The 16,281-nt window shown below is 55.4% G+C and carries 14 protein-coding genes and 3 pseudogenes; 6 read left to right on the top strand and 11 right to left on the bottom strand.

Annotated elements, in window-relative coordinates:
• Positions 1-108 precede the first annotated feature (108 nt).
• From apaH to lptD, 6 genes are all read right to left on the bottom strand, one after another.
• The gene (gene apaH, locus GPOALKHO_RS07110) at positions 109-945 is read right to left on the bottom strand and encodes a bis(5'-nucleosyl)-tetraphosphatase (symmetrical) ApaH (RefSeq protein WP_406701904.1); all 837 of its coding nucleotides are present in this window, start codon (positions 943-945) and stop codon (positions 109-111) included.
• Positions 946-947: 2 nt separating this feature from the next.
• Positions 948-1,325 (bottom strand): Co2+/Mg2+ efflux protein ApaG, encoded by a 378-nt coding sequence (gene apaG, locus GPOALKHO_RS07105; protein ID WP_406701903.1) that lies wholly within the window; start codon positions 1,323-1,325, stop codon positions 948-950.
• Positions 1,326-1,338: 13 nt separating this feature from the next.
• Positions 1,339-2,154, bottom strand: coding sequence for a 16S rRNA (adenine(1518)-N(6)/adenine(1519)-N(6))-dimethyltransferase RsmA (gene rsmA / locus GPOALKHO_RS07100; protein ID WP_406701902.1), 816 nt, complete (start codon positions 2,152-2,154; stop codon positions 1,339-1,341).
• Complete coding sequence (gene pdxA / locus GPOALKHO_RS07095) at positions 2,147-3,139, bottom strand: 4-hydroxythreonine-4-phosphate dehydrogenase PdxA (protein WP_406701900.1); 993 nt, start codon at positions 3,137-3,139, stop codon at positions 2,147-2,149. Before pdxA ends, rsmA begins: the two co-directional genes overlap by 8 nt.
• The gene (gene surA, locus GPOALKHO_RS07090; RefSeq protein ID WP_406701898.1) at positions 3,129-4,424 is read right to left on the bottom strand and encodes a peptidylprolyl isomerase SurA; all 1,296 of its coding nucleotides are present in this window, start codon (positions 4,422-4,424) and stop codon (positions 3,129-3,131) included. Before surA ends, pdxA begins: the two co-directional genes overlap by 11 nt.
• 69 nt (positions 4,425-4,493) lie before the next feature.
• Complete coding sequence (lptD, locus tag GPOALKHO_RS07085) at positions 4,494-6,836, bottom strand: LPS assembly protein LptD (protein WP_406701897.1); 2,343 nt, start codon at positions 6,834-6,836, stop codon at positions 4,494-4,496.
• Positions 6,837-7,017: 181 nt separating this feature from the next.
• Between lptD and djlA the strand changes: the two genes are divergently transcribed.
• Positions 7,018-7,842, top strand: a complete 825-nt coding sequence (djlA, locus tag GPOALKHO_RS07080) for a co-chaperone DjlA (RefSeq protein ID WP_406701896.1) — start codon at positions 7,018-7,020, stop codon at positions 7,840-7,842.
• 155 nt (positions 7,843-7,997) lie between these two features.
• Positions 7,998-8,180: a hypothetical protein gene (locus GPOALKHO_RS07075; RefSeq protein WP_406701895.1), complete on the top strand. Its 183-nt coding sequence runs from the start codon at positions 7,998-8,000 to the stop codon at positions 8,178-8,180.
• Between the two features lie 333 nt (positions 8,181-8,513).
• Here the strand turns inward: GPOALKHO_RS07075 and thiQ are convergent, their stop codons facing one another.
• The 4 genes from thiQ to GPOALKHO_RS07055 all read right to left on the bottom strand — a co-directional run bounded on the left by thiQ (position 8,514) and on the right by GPOALKHO_RS07055 (position 12,366).
• Positions 8,514-9,212 (bottom strand): thiamine ABC transporter ATP-binding protein ThiQ, encoded by a 699-nt coding sequence (thiQ, locus tag GPOALKHO_RS07070; protein WP_406701893.1) that lies wholly within the window; start codon positions 9,210-9,212, stop codon positions 8,514-8,516.
• Positions 9,196-10,827 (bottom strand): thiamine/thiamine pyrophosphate ABC transporter permease ThiP, encoded by a 1,632-nt coding sequence (thiP, locus tag GPOALKHO_RS07065; RefSeq protein WP_406701892.1) that lies wholly within the window; start codon positions 10,825-10,827, stop codon positions 9,196-9,198. Before thiP ends, thiQ begins: the two co-directional genes overlap by 17 nt.
• Positions 10,803-11,783 (bottom strand): thiamine ABC transporter substrate binding subunit, encoded by a 981-nt coding sequence (gene thiB, locus GPOALKHO_RS07060; protein WP_406701891.1) that lies wholly within the window; start codon positions 11,781-11,783, stop codon positions 10,803-10,805. Before thiB ends, thiP begins: the two co-directional genes overlap by 25 nt.
• Positions 11,784-12,156: 373 nt before the next feature.
• Positions 12,157-12,366, bottom strand: a complete 210-nt coding sequence (locus GPOALKHO_RS07055; RefSeq protein WP_406701889.1) for a hypothetical protein — start codon at positions 12,364-12,366, stop codon at positions 12,157-12,159.
• Between the two features lie 254 nt (positions 12,367-12,620).
• Here GPOALKHO_RS07055 and GPOALKHO_RS07050 point away from each other — a divergent pair.
• Positions 12,621-13,236, top strand: a pseudogene (locus GPOALKHO_RS07050) (hypothetical protein); the annotation flags it as partial.
• Positions 13,237-13,256: 20 nt separating this feature from the next.
• Here the strand turns inward: GPOALKHO_RS07050 and alaE are convergent.
• Positions 13,257-13,686, bottom strand: a pseudogene (gene alaE, locus GPOALKHO_RS07045) (L-alanine exporter AlaE).
• 876 nt (positions 13,687-14,562) lie between these two features.
• Here alaE and mraZ point away from each other — a divergent pair.
• From mraZ to ftsL, 3 genes and pseudogenes are all read left to right on the top strand, one after another.
• Positions 14,563-15,013 (top strand): annotated as a pseudogene (gene mraZ, locus GPOALKHO_RS07040) (division/cell wall cluster transcriptional repressor MraZ).
• Between the two features lie 2 nt (positions 15,014-15,015).
• Positions 15,016-15,960: a 16S rRNA (cytosine(1402)-N(4))-methyltransferase RsmH gene (gene rsmH / locus GPOALKHO_RS07035; protein ID WP_406701888.1), complete on the top strand. Its 945-nt coding sequence runs from the start codon at positions 15,016-15,018 to the stop codon at positions 15,958-15,960.
• Positions 15,957-16,277 (top strand): cell division protein FtsL, encoded by a 321-nt coding sequence (gene ftsL / locus GPOALKHO_RS07030; protein WP_406701886.1) that lies wholly within the window; start codon positions 15,957-15,959, stop codon positions 16,275-16,277. The genes rsmH and ftsL overlap by 4 nt, the downstream gene beginning before the upstream one ends.
• Positions 16,278-16,281 lie beyond the last annotated feature (4 nt).

The following is a 16,281-nucleotide window of genomic DNA, read 5'->3' as shown; positions in this document are numbered from 1 at the left end:
GACCGCGCGTGTCGTGCGAGCCGGCCTGTGGCCGCGGCTGATACGCGATCCGACCTATAGCGCTGGTGTCGCTCGCGCCGGGGTTGGCCTTAAGCGCTGATGGGATTTTCAATGCCTGTCTCGTTTTACCGGCTGCCGGCTGGAGGGTACACGGATAAAGGTTTTATCCTCCCAGCGCAGCAGAGTCAGTTTGCCGCCCCAGCAGCAGCCGGTGTCGAGCCCGTAGATATTCGCCGGTGTTCCCTGCCCCATTAGCGAAGCCCAGTGGCCGAAAATGATGTTATAGCATTCGGGCACCGACCCTTGAAGCGCAAACCAGGGTCGCAGCGGTGCCGGCGCTTTCTCCGGTATATCCTTGCAGTTCATTTCCAACTGGCCATTTGGAAAGCAGTAGCGCATGCGGGTGAACACATTAGTGCTGAATCGCAAACGTGCTAGACCGCTGAGCTCCGGGCTCCAGTTATTCGGCATATCGCCGTACATGGCGTCGAGGAACAGCGGATAACTGTCGCTGCTGAGCACCGACTCTACTTCCCGTGCGCACTGGAGCGCCGTCGCGAGATCCCACTGCGGCGTAATGCCGGCATGGGCCATCACCAACTTTTTCTCCTCATTCACCTGTAGCACGGGCTGGCGGCGCAGCCAGTTGATTAATTCATCGGCGTCAGGCGCTTTCAGCAGCGCTGTGATGCGATCTTTCGGCTTCTTGCGGCCGATACCAGCATAGACCGCCAGTAAATGCAGATCGTGATTGCCCAGCACCATATATACGCTATCGCCAAAACTGCGCACCAGGCGCAGCACCTCTAGCGAGCCGGGGCCACGTGCGACCAGATCGCCGGTTAGCCACAGGGTGTCTAGCGCCGGATTGAACTCAACCTGGGACAACATGATTCTCAATTCATCGAAGCAGCCGTGAATATCACCAATTAAATAAGTCGACATAGTTAATTTATTAGAGAAGGAATCGCCAGGCGAAAGACGGGGATCGCAATGTGAAACCCTTGTCCCTGATCATCGACCATATCGTAATGGCCCTGCATGGTGCCGAGCGGAGTTTCCAACACCGCGCCGCTGGTGTATTGAAATTCGCCGCCGGGAAGGATGCGCGGCTTCTCGCCCACTACCCCTTCGCCCTGCACCTCGATCTCCTGACCGTTGGCGTTGGTGATAAGCCAGTAGCGCCCCATCAGCTGCACGGGGTGCCGTCCCAGATTGTGAAGCGTGATGGTATAGGCGAAAACGTAACGATTCTTTTCCGGCTGAGACTGGGTTTCTATATACATGCTCTGAACTTGAACACAGACACGGGGCGAGTTTATCATCAAAGCACTCCTGTTAGTCCTGTGAAACTGGGCGCTCCGCCAGCACGTTAGCCAACCGGCAGTAATGCTCAACGCTTAAATTTTCCGCGCGCAGCATCGCGTCGATACCCTGTTCCGCCAACTGTTGCGCACTGAAAAGGTTGCCCAGACTGTTTCGCAGCGTCTTGCGGCGCTGGTTGAACGCCAGGCTGGTCAACGTGACCAGTTTACTTAAATCGCGGACCGGAAACGGCAGCGTAGCATAGGGCACCAGCCGCACCACCGCCGAATCCACTTTCGGTGCCGGACGGAACGCAGTCGGCAGCACTTCCAGTACCGGGATGATGTTGCAGTAGTACTGCGCTATCACGCTCAACCGGCTATAGGCTTTGTTGTTCGGGCCCGCCACGAGCCGGTTGACTACCTCTTTTTGCAGCATAAAGTGCATATCGCGAATGGTATGGGTATAGCTGAAAAGGTGGAACATAAGCGGCGTGGAAATGTTGTAGGGTAGATTGCCGAATACTCGCAGCTGGCCCCGTCCGGCGGACAGTGCGGCGAAATCCACCGTCATCGCGTCCTGCTGTACGATGTTGAGCTTGGGCTGCAAAAAAGGCTGCTTGGCTAGGCGGGCAGCTAAATCACGGTCAAGCTCGATAACGGTCATGGCGTCGATGCACTCTGCCACCGGCTCGGTCAGGGCGCCTAAGCCGGGGCCGATTTCTACTATGGCCTGGCCGGGCTCAGGATGAATGGCGGCAACAATAGCGTCAATAATTGAGCTATCGTGCAGAAAGTTCTGGCCGAAACGTTTGCGCGCCAGATGCCCCAGATGAACGCGGTTATTCATTACGACGTTTTATCATGTCGATGGCGAGATTAAGCGCCGTGTTGATACTGCCGGCCTCAGCCTGTCCCGACCCGGCCAGCTCCAGGGCGGTGCCGTGATCGACGGAGGTACGGATGAATGGGAGGCCAAGCGTGATATTGACCGCCCGGCCGAATCCCTGATATTTCAGCACAGGCAGACCCTGATCGTGATACATTGCTAGCACTGCATCCGCCTGCTGTAAATATTTTGGTTGAAATAGAGTATCGGCAGGCAACGGACCGACCAGATTATATCCTTTGGCGCGCAGCGTATCCAGGGCAGGTATGATCACTTCGATTTCTTCCCGACCCATATGGCCGCCTTCGCCGGCGTGGGGGTTAAGCCCGCAAACATGGATGCACGGCTGTGTGATACTGAATTGCCGCTTGAGATCCTGGACCAAAATCGTAATGACTTCATTCAGGGACTGGCGGGTGATGGCGCCAGGCACCGCCAGCAGCGGCAAGTGAGTGGTGGCGAGCGCGACGCGCAGTGACTCGGTGGCCAACATCATAACGACGCGATCACGACCGCTGCGTTCGGCGAAATATTCGGTATGGCCGCTAAATGGCAGGCCGCCGTCGTTAATGACGCCCTTATGCACCGGACCGGTGAGCAGCGCGGCGAACTCGCCGCTGAGGCAGCCGTCGCAGGCGCGGGCCAGGGTCGCTATCACATAATGGCTATTGGCGGCATTGAGTTTACCGGTAGTGACCGGCGCCGGCGCCTCAATGGCCAACACCGTCACTTCTCCAGCCCGGCGCGACATAGCCGGCTCTTCAGGACAGTAGGGGTACAGCTGCAGCGGCAGATTGAGCTGCCGCGCTCGCGCCGTTAACAGTGCCGGATCAGCGCAGATCACCAGCTCGACCGGCCACATCTCTTGGGCCAGCATAGCGACGAGATCGAGACCTATTCCGGCGGGTTCGCCGGGAGTGATAACAATGCGTTGGTTATTGCTCATTGTTGTCGATAATTTTCACATAGGCGGACGCGCGCTGCTCCTGCATCCAGGTTTGTGCCTCTTCGACGAACTTACGGTTGAACAGCAGGCGATAGGCGTGGTCTTTCTTGGCGGCGTCAGTGCGGTCCACCTGACGGGTGTCGATAACCTGAATCAAATGCCAGCCGAAGGATGAACGCAGCGGCGCGCTGATGTCCCCTTTCTTCAGATGCATCAGTGCATCGCGGAAGGCCGAGTCGAAGGCATCGGCGGAACTCCAGCCCAGATCGCCGCCCTGATTGGCGGAACCCGGATCCTCCGACAGCTGTTTAGCAGCAGCGCCAAAGCTGATGCGACGACCCTTTATTTGCGCCGCGATATCTTCAAGCTTGGCGCGAGCCTGCTGATCGGTCATCACCACCGAGGTGCGCAAAAGAATGTGGCGCGCATGTACTTCGGTAACTGCCACTTTCTGATCGCCGTCGCGAATGTCGTTGACTTTCAGGATATGAAAACCGACGCCGGAGCGGATCGGGCCGACAATGCTGCCCTTCTGAGCGCCCTGCAGGCGCGCCGTGAACAGCGACGGCAGCTCTTCAAGTTTCCCCCAGCTCATTTGACCGCCTTTCAGCACCTGCGGGTCATCAGGGTACGTGATTGCCAACTTTCCGAAGTCCGTGCCGCTTTTACTTTGCTCGACTAAAGCATTGGCCAGCGCTTCCGCTTTATCCACCTGATCCTGGCGCGGGTTTTCCGGCAGCGGAATCAGAATATGGCTAAGATTAAATTCTGCACCGTTGCTGGTTTGGGTGGCGATCTGCCGTGCTAGCGACTCCACTTCCTGCGGCAAAATAGTCACACGGCGACGAACTTCGTTGTTGCGTACTTCGGCAATCAGCATCTCTTTGCGGATTTGCGCCAGGTAGGTATTGTAGTCTATGCCGTCATGGGCCAGGCGGCCGCGCAACTGATCGAGGGTCATGTGGTTCTTGGCAGCAATATTGCCGATGGCCTGATCCAATTGCTTGTCACTGATGGCGATGTTAGTGCGCTGGGCCAGTTGCAAAATAATGTTATCCATAATCAGCCGGTCGAGGATATGACGGCGTAGCGTCGCGTCGTTCGGCAGCTGTTGATTGGCTTGCTGCGCGCCGCGTTTTACCGTGAACAGCATGCTGTTCACATCACTTTCCAGAATGACGCCGTTGTCCACTATGGCGGCAACTTTATCTACGATCTGCAGGGCGGCGAATGCGCCTTGGGCACACAGGGCGAGGCCGAGGATAAATGTTCTCCGGTTTTTCATAATTTTCCCATATATATAAATAAGCCGCATACGCAGATTAAGTTCAATGTTTGCGTCGGGACTACAGCATTAAAACGCCTGCTGATAAGGGAGAATGCCGGATTCCAGCATCTTATCTGTACTTAGGCCATAATTTCTGCTCAAACCGCGCAGTTCAATATTAAACGATACTTTGTTGTCGTACTGGCTAGAACTGTTGGTATTGTTCCAACCGGTGATCTTTCGCTCATAGCCCACATTGATAGCCCAGCAGCAGGTGTTGTATTGCAGCCCGATCAACTGATTCGCCAGTTGGTTGGCCTTAGTACCATAATAATATGCGCCGACCAGCGACCAGCGGTCAACCAGTGGCCAATTACCAGTGACTCCTACCTGCGAAATGCCCTGTTGATAGTCGGGGTGGCTAATGTCGGACAGCACCCGCTCAATATATTGCGGGCTGGCGTAACGGTAATTCAGCTGTAAGATGCGGTTCTCGTCGTGCCGGCACTCCAGCACCACATCGCCCAGCGCAACGCTGTTCAGACGGGAATCATACTGTAGGCCACCGCGGACCCACCACTGATTGCTGATACGCCAGTAGCTATCTCCCGCCCAAACTACACTGCCGGTATTATCATAATTATCCCGGGTACCGGTGATATCACCGGTACGGGGCCGCGAGAAGTAGTAGATTTGACCAACGGAAGCGTTAAATCGTTCCATGCGCTGATCGTCATAAATTCGGGTGGTCACACCGCCCGCCAATTGGTTGGCGGGCGAAATACGGTCAAGGCCGCTGTAGGTGCGATCGCGGAACAGGCCGGAGTAGTCGATTTGTAGGATAGTGGAGTCGTAAACGCCGATATCGTTCTGATTACGATATGGGACATACAGGTATTGCAGCCGCGGCTCAAGCCTCTCGGTGTAATCGGGTGCGTAATCCATATTGCGCTCGAACACCGTTTTGCCGTCGGTTTTAAACTGAGGCAAAACCCGGTTGACAGAGCTATTCAGGTGACGGCCGGTGGTGGTATTCTCGTTGTAATAATCGATATTTTCCTGCTGATAGTGTGTGACCATTAGCTTGGCTTCGGTATTCAGACTGCCCCAACGGTTGGCCAGAGGCAGGTTGAGTATGGGCTCGACATGCAGTCGAGTGGCTTCTGGATAGTTGTTGTTAACGTTGGTAAATTTGGCTGCTTGGCTGAATACCTTGAGGTCAAAGAGATCGATGCCGTTTTTATAATAGGTCAAATCGAACTGTGGTGCGGCGCGGTAAGCATTGCTGCTATTGGTGTCAAATACTTGGAACTGCTTGTACGAAAGGGCGGAATCCCAGTTTTCATCAGCATGGCCGAAGCTGAATTTTTGTGTGGCGTAGCCGTCGGTAGTACTGCCGTGCTTGGAATCCAGATCGTCGAAATAACTGGAGTCGCTAACTTTGGTATAGTCGACATTGAAACGCCACACCTGATCCATGATGTCGTTATGATGCCAATAGAGCAGCCAACGGTCACTATCGCCATCGCTCGCGTGTTCGCTGCTGTAAACACGATCTTTTGGCAGCCAGTAGAATCCCAGCAGTCCTTCGCCTGGGGTCGTCAGGTAGCGGAACTCGGTCTGGATCTGGGTACCGCGTTTACTCATGTAATTCGGCGTGATAGTGGCGTCGTAGTTGGGCGCCAGGTTCAGGTAGTAGGGCGTGCTGAACCCGAAGCTGTTGTTACTGTCGTATTTAGCATTTGGGATAAGGAAACCGGAACGGCGCTTGTCGCCCACCGGCATTTGCAAATATGGACTGTAGAAGACTGGCACCTTACCGATTTTAAAGCGCGCGTTCCGAATCTCGGCGATTTGCTCCTCGCGGTCGTGGATTATCTCCGACCCGACTACGCTCCAGCTGTCGTCCCCCGGCGGGCAGGAGGTAAAACTGCCGTTTTCCAATGCCGTGTAGCGGTTATCGCCGCGCTGCTTCATGGTATCGGCGTCGCCGCGGCCCTGCCTGCCCACCATCTGGTAATTACCCTGATAGACGTCGGTATCTTTAGTGTTGAGATTAGACCAGGCTTTCGGACCCTGCAATTTGATCTCATTGCTGACATAATTGACGTTTCCGGTAGCAGTAACGGTACGCAACGGCGCCTGGTTTTGCTCCTGGCGCTGCGTGAGCTGCACTTCATCGGCGGTGAGCGTGTTGTTGCCTTGTTCAATACCCACGTTGCCGCTAAATAGCACATATTCGGGATAATTCGCCGTGGCTTTATCGGCCTGTATATGCACCGGCAGCGCGTTTGGGTCGCCATTAACAAGAGGTTTGGCATAGGTCGGCACGCCTAACAGACATTGATCCGCCAGATCGGCCAGCGCCTGCTGGCCATAAAAAGCGGGCCAGATAAGGCCGGCCAACAGTATGGGTAAACGTTTTTTCATAAGCGTTTTCAGGTGTTCTGTCATCCATGGCTTATCGCGAAAACGGCCGTGGACTATGCCACTCATAAGCGTTGCGACAGTGTTACATCCTGCCATTCTACCGCGTACCGTTAGGCTTGGTGTTAAATGACAGGTATGATAAAGCAATTTTGTACCGACGGCGCGATGAATTGAGGAGTATATGCGTTATTGGGGTAAGTTGTTGGGTGTTATTGTGGCGATTTGGTCTGGCGGCGGTTTTTGGGCCATCGTATTGGGTTTGTTGATTGGCTATATGGTGGATAAGGCGCGTGGCGCCCGCGTGACCAATCCCAGCTATTTTCCCGATCAACAAACTCGGCAAAATGTTTTTTTTCGCACCACTTTCCATGTGATGGGCCATTTGACTAAATCAAAAGGGCGGGTCACCGAGGCCGACATCGTAAACGCCAATCGATTAATGACGCGGATGCAGCTGAATGATGCGCTAAAAAGCGCCGCACAGGAGGCGTTCCGCGAAGGAAAAGATAGCGATTTCCCGTTGCGCGCCCGGCTGCGCGAATTTCGCCAAGTCTGCTTTGGCCGCTTCGATCTCATTCGCATGTTTTTGGAAATCCAAATCCAGGCGGCCTTCGCGGATGGCTCGCTGCACCCCAACGAGAGACAGGTGCTGTACATCATCGCCGAAGAGCTGGGCATCAGCCGCGGCCAGTTTGATCAGTTCCTCAGCATGATTGGGGGTAGCGCGCAGTTCGGCAGTCAACATGATTTTTACCAGGGCAGCTACCGCCAGCCGGGGCGGGCGCATGGGCCGACGCTGGAGAACGCCTGCAAAGTGCTCGGCGTCAGCCCCCAGGACGATGGCCCGACAATTAAGCGCGCCTACCGCAAGTTGATGAGCGAGCATCATCCCGACAAGCTGGTGGCGAAAGGGCCGCCGCCGGAAATGGTGGAAATGGCCAAACAGAAAGCGCAAGCTATCCAGCAGGCCTATGATCTCTTAAAACGGGAAAAGGGTTTTCGCTAAGCGGTAAATGACGCCAAGAGCTAACCACCCTGGCGCAGGTCGCGCTAGGGTAGTCGTGGCATGGCGCGCCGAGGTTGGCATGTCGTACCCGGCGCTCGCCGTAGTAGCTAAAGCCAGAGCGGCAGTTTAGTTTAAAAATCCGCTTCGCAATGGAAATGAATCAGCGAGCCGTAATAGGGATGAGTAATGGCCAGGGGTTTTGGCGTGAAACAATAGCCGCCACCACCTCCAGTTCGTTGTCGCGGATAACCGGGTTGACCCCGCAGCGTCTGCAACCGGCACAGTTCGGCGCCGAGGCGTTGGTCCGCCTGCGCCATGGCGTCGTCAATCAGCGTTAGTGTCCGTTGCTCACAGGGGTTCGCCGCGCATTAGCATCCCGTGCATCTTTTGCTGCACCGCGCCGACCAGTTTGTTGGCAGCATGGCGTTGCTCAGCATTTTCTCTTGGATTGTGAATTTTCTCTTGGATTGTGATTATGGGTAGAATTGAGCGGATTGGCTGAGCATGATATTAGGCGGCGCGGCAACTACACTACTCTGCGTGGTATACCCAAGATAAGCCGCTCCGTTAGTCCCCGAGTGAGGTGGCGGCAATGCGACGTCCGACGGTGTGGCCGCTGGCGTCTTCTCAGTAAGGGAATCGCCTGCGGTGGTTGGGCGGCGTGGTAATGCTTAGCGACTGATACCCAGTATCGCCGCCGCCGGCGACTCGCCGCTCGCCAGCGCCGTAGTGGGACAGTCATAACAAATCCGACCGTCCACCACCAATAGGGTGCGCGGCGCCAGCCGCAGGGCGTCCTCCAGGCTATGGGATACCATCAAAAGCGTTAGGCGGCGCGTTGCGCAAACGTCATTGAGCAATCCCGCCATCTCAGCGCGCAGAGCCGGATCCAGCGCGGAAAAAGGCTCATCAAGCAGGAGAATCGGCTGCTGGCGCACCAGACAACGGGCAAGCGCAGTGCGTTGACGCTGGCCGCCTGAGATGGTCGCCGGCAGCCGGTCCAGCACGTTTTCCAGCCCGACTTGCCGCGCCGCTTGCGCTAATTGGGTGCGCTGCGCCGGCGTCAAACGCAGGCCGGGATGCATACCAAGCCCTATATTTTCCGCCACTGTCAGATGCGAAAACAGGTTGTTTTCCTGAAACAGCATCGATACCGGCCGCCGCGCCGGTGGCGTCTGGTGATGCTGCACGCCATCCAGCCATAGACTGCCGCTGCACGGCGTCAGGAGGCCGGCGATCAAATTCAGCAGTGTGCTTTTACCGGCGCCGTTCGGGCCCAGTACCGCCACCTTTTCGCCGGCGTCGAGATGGACATCGAAGCGCATAGATGAATGGCGGTAAAGCCATGTGACGTTATCCAGCGTTATCATGGGCCCCAGACAAGGTTTCAAACAAGCTAAATAACAGCAGGCAGAGTAGCAGCAATAGCAGCGCGGTCACCGCGCCATCCTGGCCGCGGTAGGCGCCTATTTGCTGATAGAGATAAAGCGGTAAGGTACAGAAATCCTCGCTGCCAAAAAGGGCAATCACGCCAAAGTCCCCAAGGGATAAGATGCTGGCGAAGGCTAGCGCCTGCCCTGCCGCCTGGCGTAGCGCGCGCCACTCCACCAGGCGTAGCCGCTTAAGGCCGCGGAGGTTGAGCGCCAGACACAGTTGACGGTAGCGGTCGGCTACGTCCTGCATGGGACTTTCCAATACCTTCAGCGCATAAGGAATGGCCATCAGCGCATTCGCCAGGATAACCACCGGCGCGGGCGACGCGGGCAATCCGCCGCTGTCCATTGCGAGCAGAAAAAAACCCGTCGCCAGCACGATACCGGGCATCGCTAGGATCACCATGCCGCTCAAATCCAAGACCTGGGCGCCAAGGTGGCGCTGGAGCAGGCGCAACTCGCGGCTGCTCCAAAGCAGCATACCAGTGAGCAGCAGACACAGCAGGCCAGCGCACAGGGCAATAGACAGCGAGATGAACACCGCCCGCCACAGCGCGGTTTGCGTTAACACCGTCAGCAGGCTGCCGCTCAGACCGCCAATGACCACCGCCAGTAGTGGCGGCACCAGAAACAGCAGCGCAGCCAGAATAATCAGACCGTCGCACATGATCCCGCCCGGCGTCGTTTGGCGTTTACGCCAGTGAGCGTGCTGGCTATGGCCTGCCGGCAGCGCCCCGGCCAGGCGCTGGCTCAGCATCACCAGTCCAAGGCAGCAGACCATTTGTATGAGCGCCAGAAGGGCGGCGCGACCGACATCGAAGTCATAACTAAGGGCCTGATAAATTGCCAACTCGATCGTCGTCGCCCGCGGGCCGCCGCCCAGTGCTAACACGGTGGAGAAGCTGGCGAAACACAACATGAAAATCAGCGCGGCCGCCGGTAAAAGCTGACGGCGTAAGTAGGGCCATTCGACCAGTCGAAAAAACGGCCAGGCGGACATACCCAACTGAGCCGCCAGTTGCCGCTGCTCCACAGGAATGCTCTCCAGCGCCTGCAGCAATAATCGCGTTGCCAGCGGTAGATTGAAAAAGACGTGCGCCAGCAGGATACCGCTCAGGCCGTAGGGGGAAAACCCATATTCCACGTGCAGCAAGCGGCACAGCTGCGCCAGCCAGCCCTGCTGGCCAAACACGCTCATAATGCCAAAGACGCCCACGAGCACTGGTAGTACCAGCGTCATACCGCAAAAACGCAGTAGCAGAGTGCGGCCGGGAAACCACAGGCGGTAGAGGGACCGGGCCAGCGCTACGGCCGGCAAAGTAGAGCACAGCGCGGACAATAGCGCCTGGATAAAGGTAAAAGACACCACATGCCACAAATAACTGTCGGCCAGCAGCGTGCGCCAGGGATGCGTGAGCGCATGGCGCCATAGGGTGCTGAAGGAGGCAATGGCGATGATTGTAATGACCGTCGCTGCCGCGATGCCGGGCCATAACCAGCCTGGAAAGCCGACGCTGCGGTCCATCATCAGCGGCTGACGGCCTGCTGCCAAGCGCTGATCCAGCCAGCGCGCTCGACGGCTACCTGTTGCGGGGTGTAACTCAATGCCCGCCGCGCGGGGGCAGAGAAGCCGGGCGGCAATGGGGTATGGGTCACCGGATACATCCAGTTGCCGGTGGGAATGGCCTGCTGGAACGCCGGCGTGAGGATGAATTGCATAAAGCGATGGGCGAGTTCCGGTTGCTTGCTGGCCGCGAGTTGCCCGGCCACTTCCACCTGCTGATAATACTCTTCGCTGAAGTCCGCCGCCGCGTACTGATTTTTCTTCTCTTCGATAATGTGGTACGACGGCGAGGTAGTGTAACTAAGCACCATGTCCGCTTCCCCTCTCAGGAACAGGCCATAGGCTTCGCTCCAGCCTTTGGTTACAGTAACGGTTTTCGCGGCCAGTTTTTCCCAGGCTGCCTGCGCGCCGTCGCCATAGACTTTCTGCACCCACAGCAGTAGCCCCAGCCCAGAGGTGCTGGTGCGTGGATCTTCATAGATGATTTTTAATGATGCGGGGCCGTCCACCAGCTCATGCAGGCTTCGGGGCGGGTTTTTAAGTTTGGTCTGGTCATAGACAAACGCGAAATAACCGTAGTCGTAAGGGAGAAATGTGTCGTCATGCCAGCCGCCTGGCAGCGTAAGGGCGTCGGTAGCGACCCGATGGGGGTTGAATAGGCCGGTATCGTGCGCCGCGTGCAGTAGGTTGTTATCCAGGCCTAACACGATGTCAGCACGGCTATTCTTACCTTCCAGGCGTAAGCGGTTCAGTAGCGCCACCCCGTCTTCCAGCGCGACGAATTTCAGCTCGCAGCTGCACTCTTTTTCAAACTCCGTTTTTATCGCCGGTCCAGGACCCCATTCGGAAGAAAAGGAGTTATGGGTGTACAGCGTCAGGGTCGGTTTGGCCCACGCCGGCGTGACGGAGGCCAGTAACAGACAGAATAACTGTTTTTTCAACACGTTACACTCCTTAGATGAGGGTGGTAAAGGTTTTTGAGGCAAGAGCATACTCTCAAATCCCTTCGCCAGTATTAACCGGATCAAGGCGGGTCTTCTCCCATCTGACTTCCGACGTGGAGTGACACTTCCTTAGGGACGACATTGATTGTAAACGCTTACGAATCGTATTAACAGCAAATCCCGACTTTGAAGTCGGAAATACGGAAAACAAGGGAAATGGTAACCATGGCACCGATAGCCCATGTGTAGCTAGGGTGCCGGCGGCGCGAACAAGGCCGATTTGAAATTGAAATTGAACCAGCCCAGGATGTTCCTCCTACTGCTGCCCTGCAGGCTGAGCCAGTTGTGGTACAGTAGATGAAATTCATGTTCGTCAACTAGCGACCGGCACCACTCCGCCATCGGCAAGTTGACGATGGCGCCAACGCTCAGCCGCGTCGCGAAGCGTCGGCGGAAGGTAACGATGCAGCAGCGGTATTTTAAGGGTGGCAAACAGCGCAAACGCCAGCGGCAACGAGAAATCGGCGCGTCGCCTCGATAGATGCTGCGCCGCCAACAGCGCAGTCAGCGCGGCGGCAAGCACGTCGAATTTAAAATGATTGCGGTATAAGGTGAGGGTCAGTCGGGTCAGTTCTGGTGGTTTAGTCGCCGGCAGCCCATTACGGCGAATGGTGCCAGCGCGGCAACAGTCCGCAAGTCGGCGACCAGAAATGCTGGCTTGCGGGCAGTGGTATAGAAGAGCACCCAGATATTAACCTCTCAATCAGCGCCCCGGTAACCGAAGTAATCGTCGAACGCGCGGATGCTCAGTTGGGTCTGGTGATTGAGGGGTCGGTGCCAATCTATCAGCGCTGGACCAATGACGCCTTTCCTTATCGCCGCACCCGACACGTGCGTGTTGGATCACGAGCATTTTATCAGCGTCGTTGGGGCGGATGAGGAAGATGCGGAATGTTGTCCAAGGAGCTCAGCCAGTTCCGGGGAGCACGTGCTATATCTTGGTGCGCTATCGGAGCTGTCGGTGAGTTTTCTGCGCGAACAGGGTGTTCGCTGCGACTGCGCTCAGGATCGGCGCAAGCCGGGCTTTTCTATGTCAACAGCTATGAACGTTCAGCGGCAGCGGGGTTGTTTGACTGCTATCTGGAGAGCAATCCGATGCCGCAGGTGCTGTTCACTACATCTCACCACATCGTTTTACTGCCGCAAGGTGTGATGGACGTAACGCTGAAACGCGGCGGGCCGGCTGCCGACTCATCTGGCTATCGCCATGTTCGGTGATAACGAGCTGCTGGATTTTCTTGAATGTCCGTGCTGGCGGCTGCCCAGCTCCATCGGAAAGTGCCGGAGAGAGTGCTGGGGCTGGGCTCGCCGACTTCGACGAGCCCTGTCGACTCAGTCGAGCCTGACGCGTATTCGCCGCAGCCTGTTCCGTTTAGCCGGATTAATCACGCGGCGCCAGGCCGGGCGTCGACGTTACTGTTTGGACGGTGCTGAGGTGACCGGCAATGTCCAAGTCACACGGAACAGAGGGCGGCAATCTTCCAAGCAGTGGCCGTACATTACACCAAGCACAATAAAGATCACCGCATTGCTATCCACCGCCGCTATCAGCTGCTGCCATTCCTCCTATACCGCCAGAAGAGTATATTGCGTAAACTGGTTATTGAAAGCTGACATATGCTAGCAAATCCGACAAATTACGGGGCCAGAATTGTTTCCCGTGCAACCGCGCCAGACGTAGCACTATGTCGCGATACTGGCCAAACGGTCAGGCGATAATCGCATTGTTCGGAATCGCCAGTAGTCGTGACGACAGCGCTGCTATAGCCTTCATGCTAGGCAGTAGGATCTCAATTTCCATCCAAGTAAAAACAGACACCATTAGGGTAAAAGTATCCGCCATGGGCACTGCGTAAACTGAATTATATCATAAAACATGAAGTGACGGTTCCAGTGCGAAAAAATCACTGGGCGTGCAGCGAGGGAAGCGGCAGATAAAGTTATTTGTAAGGTATTATTTATGCTGCATAGAGTAAACCACAAGCGCTAAGTTAAGTGGCTTATAATTTTTATTTAAATGTTAAATGTTAAATGTTAAATGTTAAATGTTAAATGTGATATTTATGCCAAAAATGACCCCCTGAGGGCTTTGGGACAAAAAATGATGATAATCAATTTGTTTTATGTGAAAGGTTTGCCGCTGACCCTGCCGACCTTTTAATGCACCAGCGCGGTAAGAAAAATGAATTACGTCGATTTTAGGAATAGTCTAGCCGTAAAATAAAGCCGACGTTTAACCAATAAATATCTGATGATAAAATCAACAAAGATTAGGGCATATAAAAGCGAATGTGTATTTAAGTCGCCGAACAGAACGCTTCTACCAGATTAATAAAGACGTTAAAATAACTGCGCAGTATAAAAAAGAGGAATGGTAAACCTTTCTGTTGCTCCCCTGTGATTTATTCGCCAAAGCGTCGCTCGGCGCTTTCCCGCTTCCTGTACGTTATACCCTGATTTTTGGCCATCAGGGGTTTTGATAGGCGCGAACATTTATATTTTAATTTGTACAGAATATAAGATGTATAGAGTGATGTTATTTTTAGCTTTTTTTGCGATGTATTACACATTCACCTGCCAAATGGTAATTTTCGATGTAAATAATCCCTTCTGAGTCATTTAGTCGCTTGACAATGTTTTGACACCATTCGTACACTCTTTTACGTGGAAATTTCTGGGGCAAAGTAGTGATTAAGGTTTTTAAGAGGTAAGCGAACGCGTGTTTCGTGGCGCGGCCTTGGTTAACCCTGACAGCAAAGGCTGGCTCGCCGTGCCTACCCGTCATCTGGAAAAGTTGAATGAGGAATCGGCAGATTTAATGGTGTGTACCATTGATCTCCATCAGCCATGTCTGCTGTTTTACCCTTGCCGACACGGAAAATCGTTGAACAAAAGCTGTCGCGATTGTCGAGCATGAACCCCTCGAAACGCCAGATGCAGCGGTTATTGTTGGGGTGAGTATTCAGATGGATGGCGCAAGCAGAATGCTGCTCGCACCGACGCTCCGGCAGCATGCGGGACCGTCAAAAAGAAGTGATGATGCTTGTCAATTCAATAAGTTAGAGTTGTTGGACGAACAGATCTGGTATCAACAAGTCAAGGATAACATCGACGCTGAGGTGTCGGCGGAACTACCGCCTACCGACCGGCTACAAGACTTATCGCTATAGCCATGTCAGAGAATTATTTACATACCACCGTATTGCTGGACGAAGCGGTGAAGGAGAACCTCCGGCCAGATGGCGTTTATTTGGACGGAACCTTCGGGCGCGGCGGGCATTCACGTCTCATTTTGTCAAAGTTGAATGCGCAGGGACGACTGTTCGCGATTGATCGCGATCCCGCGGCCATAGAAGCGGCGCGGGCCATTGAAGATGCGCGTTTTACCATTATTCATGGGCCGTTTTCCGCCATGGCGGATTACATGGCGGAAAGGGGTCTACTGGGCCAGGTTGACGGTGTATTGCTGGATCTGGGCGTCTCGTCGCCGCAGCTTGACGATCCGGAACGCGGCTTTTCGTTTGTGCGCGATGGACCACTGGATATGCGCATGGACACCACGCGCGGCCAGTCCGCCGCGCAGTGGTTGGCACAAGCGTCGGCGGAAGATATTGCTTGGGTATTGAAAACTTTTGGCGAAGAGCGCTTCGCCAAGCGCATTGCTCAGGCTATCGTAGCGCGAAATCGCCAGCAGCCGATGACCCGCACCCGCGAACTGGCGGCGTTGGTTGCCGACGCCACTCCATTTCGCGATAAGCATAAACATCCAGCGACGCGTAGTTTCCAGGCGATCCGCATTTATATCAATAGCGAGCTGGAAGAGGTTGAACGGGCGCTTGACAGTGCTCTGACAGTGTTGGCCCCCGGCGGTAGGTTGTCGGTTATCAGCTTCCATTCGTTAGAGGATCGACTGGTGAAACATTTTATCCGTCAACATAGCCGTGGGCCGCAGCTGCCGACGGGTCTGCCACTCACGGAAGCGCAGATCGCCGCGCAGCACCAGGATCGGCGCCAACTGAAAGCGGCCGGGAAAATACAGCCGTCGGCGCAGGAGATTAACGATAACCCGCGCGCGCGCAGTTCGGTGTTGCGCTTCGCTGAGAAGCTGGCGCCATGATCGGCAACGATCGACACGGCCTTATCGGAATCATCGGAAGCGATCTGTTGTGCCACGGCAAGCTGCCGCTGCTGCTGTTAATTGCGGTCCTGGTCTCGGCAGGTCTGGTGGTGACCACCACCTACCAGACTCGGCGGCTGACTGCTGAACGTGAACAGATGGTTCTGGAGAACGACGCGCTGGATATTGAGTGGCGCAACCTGATCCTGGAGGAAAACGCGCTGGGCGATCACAGCCGCGTTGAGCGTGTCGCCACCGAGAAGCTGCAAATGCAGCATGTGGATCCGTCACAAGAGAATATTGTGGTTCAACCGTAATCTA

This window comes from Sodalis sp. (in: enterobacteria) (genome assembly GCF_036327475.1).
Classification (GTDB): Bacteria; Pseudomonadota; Gammaproteobacteria; order Enterobacterales; family Enterobacteriaceae.
The sequence above is the reverse complement of the archived record's forward strand: the minus strand, read 5'-3'. Positions and strand labels throughout refer to the sequence as shown.

Bases quoted from the DNA above. Each gene is read 5' to 3' on its own strand.
- rsmA (WP_406701902.1), bottom strand. From the start codon at position 2,154: ATGAATAACCGCGTTCATCTGGGGCATCTGGCGCGCAAACGTTTCGGC.
- thiQ (WP_406701893.1), bottom strand. From the start codon at position 9,212: ATGATAACGCTGGATAACGTCACATGGCTTTACCGCCATTCATCTATG.
- GPOALKHO_RS07075 (WP_406701895.1), top strand. From the start codon at position 7,998: ATGAATCAGCGAGCCGTAATAGGGATGAGTAATGGCCAGGGGTTTTGG.
- apaG (WP_406701903.1), bottom strand. From the start codon at position 1,325: ATGATAAACTCGCCCCGTGTCTGTGTTCAAGTTCAGAGCATGTATATA.
- pdxA (WP_406701900.1), bottom strand. From the start codon at position 3,139: ATGAGCAATAACCAACGCATTGTTATCACTCCCGGCGAACCCGCCGGA.
- ftsL (WP_406701886.1), top strand. From the start codon at position 15,957: ATGATCGGCAACGATCGACACGGCCTTATCGGAATCATCGGAAGCGAT.
- surA (WP_406701898.1), bottom strand. From the start codon at position 4,424: ATGAAAAACCGGAGAACATTTATCCTCGGCCTCGCCCTGTGTGCCCAA.
- apaH (WP_406701904.1), bottom strand. From the start codon at position 945: ATGTCGACTTATTTAATTGGTGATATTCACGGCTGCTTCGATGAATTG.
- djlA (WP_406701896.1), top strand. From the start codon at position 7,018: ATGCGTTATTGGGGTAAGTTGTTGGGTGTTATTGTGGCGATTTGGTCT.
- rsmH (WP_406701888.1), top strand. From the start codon at position 15,016: ATGTCAGAGAATTATTTACATACCACCGTATTGCTGGACGAAGCGGTG.
- lptD (WP_406701897.1), bottom strand. From the start codon at position 6,836: ATGAAAAAACGTTTACCCATACTGTTGGCCGGCCTTATCTGGCCCGCT.